The organism is Roseateles sp. P5_E11 (assembly GCF_054049355.1).
Window position 1 is genome coordinate 1 of the sequence record NZ_JBFUMO010000787.1, and the last position, 2,154, is coordinate 2,154.

Consider the following 2,154-nt stretch of genomic DNA (forward strand, 5'->3'; position numbering starts at 1 on the left):
GTTCCTGCTGGCGCTGAAGGACGTTGAAGACCAGCTCGGTGCTTTGACGCTGCTGCAGCAGCAGGGCGAGGCCAATGCGCGTGCGGTCAGCGCGGCCGGCCAGGCGCTGAAGCTGTCGGACACGCGCTACCGCAACGGCCTGGTCAGCCAGCTGGAACTGCTGGACGCGCGCCGCAGTGAGCTCGCCAACAAGCGGGCCGCGCTGCAGGTGCGCTCGGCTCAGTACCAGGCCACGGTCGGGTTGATCCGCGCGCTGGGCGGCGGCTGGAGTGAGGCGCCCTTCAAGCTGGCTGGCGCTTCAGCACCGCGATATTGACCGTGGCGCGTTTGACGAAACCCAGGCTCTCGTAGAGCACGATTGCGGCGGTGTTGATCGTCCAGGCGTGCAGGAAAGCCTGCTCGCCGCGACGCTGGATGTCGGCCGTCACCGCGGCCGACAGCCGGCGCGCCAGGCCCCGACCGCGGAAGTCGGGGTGGGTGCAGACACCGCTGACCTCGACATGGCCGGCAAAGCGCATGCGCTCGCCGGCCATCGCCGCCAGCCGGCCGTCGATGCGGATGCCGATGAAGCGGCCCATGGTGTGGGTTCGCGGCAGGAAGGGCCCGGGCTCGGTCAACGTGGCCAGGGCCAGCATCTCGGCGGCATCGGCATCGCCGAGGACTTGCAAGTCTCCGTCTGCCGTCAAAGGTTGCGTCGCCACCATCTGCACGCCCAGCGCTTCCTTCACTGCGATCAAGCCCGGCGGCACGACGATGGGTGGCACCTGGGCCAGGAAGACGGCGTCATCGCCCGRCTGCACGAGGGCGGCGAGCGCGGCCAGGCTGGCGGCGCTTTCGTTGGGTGTCGCAGCAAAGCGGTTGATATCGGCCTTGAAGCGTCGCGCCTTCTCGTCACCCACGCCCCAATGCGGCTGGTGCTGCAGGCTGGCCCAGACGGGTCGGTCGAGTTCGTTCATGCCGGCCCTCGCTGCATCAGCGGCGCTTCGATCAGCGCGTCTTCCAGCGCCGCAAGCTGGGCCAGCAGGTCGCCTTCCAGCCCCGCGCAGGCCTGCGCGACGGCCGCTTCGATGGCCGGCCAGGCCTCACGCTGCGACCGCTCGACGAGACCCTGCCCCTTCCTGCTCAGCGCGATGCGGCGTATCCGCCGGTCCTGCTCCGACGCCTCCGAGCCGATGAGGCCTTCGTCTTCCAGCCCGCGCAGTGAACGCGTGATGACGGGCTGGCTGACGCCCACGGCCTGGCTCAGCTCGCCAACGCTCAGCGGCCCCAGCCGGTCCAGCGCCGMCAGCAGCGGAAACCATGCGGCCGGCTGCTCAAAGCCATGCGCCACCAGCACGGCCTGGGTCTGCGCCTGCAGCGTCTCGCCGATGCGCTTGAGGCGAGTGCCCAGGCTCAGGTGGCCCAGTTCCTTGACGACATCCTCGACCATGACGAGCTCCGCTCAACCGATATGCATATCATGCTATGCAACCGGTCCAGCGCCGTCAATGGCGGGCGTCATAGGGTGCGGCAAGCGCACCCAGCCGACAGAGGCCCCTTAGGGCTCGGCCTTGCAGTTGGGCTTGCAGACTACCTCGTTGCGGCCAAGCAGTCGGATGGACTGCAGGCTGGCCGGCGCACGATGCTTGCCGCATTTGAAGCAGGAGCGGGTGTGGCCGCTTCCAAGGAAAGGCGAACCGCCGATTTTCGACTGGTAGCGCAAGCCATCCTGGCGGACCGCGGTGACGGTGTCTTTGCTCATTCTTCAGACAGGTCGGGACGAAACGTGAATTGACGCACGGCGAAGATGACAACGCCATCTCGCAAGCCCGCGGTTGCCGCCAGCAAAGGCCGAAATCGCGGGCTTTCCCTACCCCGATCTGCGGGGTAAGCGAGCGAGGACAATGCCGCTCCGCTCCAGAAGACGACATGGCCAAGCTTTTTTTCCGCTACGCCGCGATGAATGCCGGCAAATCCACCGCCTTGCTGCAGGTGGCACACAACTACGAGGAACGCGGCCATCGGGTGCGCATCTTCACGGCTCGCCTGGACGACCGCTATGGCCACGGCTTCGTCACGTCGCGCCTCGGCCCGAAGCGTGAGGCCGAGCAATTCGACGAGACCACCAATTTCCTGGCCCTGGTCGGCCAGAACGAAGACGGGCCGGGCATCGCC

At 67.5% G+C, this 2,154-nt stretch carries 3 protein-coding genes and 1 pseudogene; 2 read left to right on the forward strand and 2 right to left on the reverse strand.

What is annotated here, in order from left to right; genetic code table 11:
• On the forward strand, positions 1-316 hold a 316-nt coding region (locus ACXJKR_RS30565), incomplete at its 5' end, for a TolC family protein (RefSeq protein ID WP_457326044.1).
• Here ACXJKR_RS30565 and ACXJKR_RS30570 read toward each other — a convergent pair.
• Positions 282-956 (reverse strand): GNAT family N-acetyltransferase, encoded by a 675-nt coding sequence (locus ACXJKR_RS30570; RefSeq protein ID WP_457326046.1) that lies wholly within the window; start codon positions 954-956, stop codon positions 282-284. The genes ACXJKR_RS30565 and ACXJKR_RS30570 overlap by 35 nt on opposite strands.
• On the reverse strand, positions 953-1,429 hold the full coding sequence (locus ACXJKR_RS30575) for a MarR family winged helix-turn-helix transcriptional regulator (RefSeq protein ID WP_457326047.1): 477 nt from the start codon (positions 1,427-1,429) through the stop codon (positions 953-955). The genes ACXJKR_RS30570 and ACXJKR_RS30575 overlap by 4 nt, the downstream gene beginning before the upstream one ends.
• A 479-nt stretch (positions 1,430-1,908) precedes the next feature.
• Here ACXJKR_RS30575 and ACXJKR_RS30580 point away from each other — a divergent pair.
• A pseudogene (locus ACXJKR_RS30580) lies at positions 1,909-2,154 on the forward strand (thymidine kinase); the annotation flags it as partial.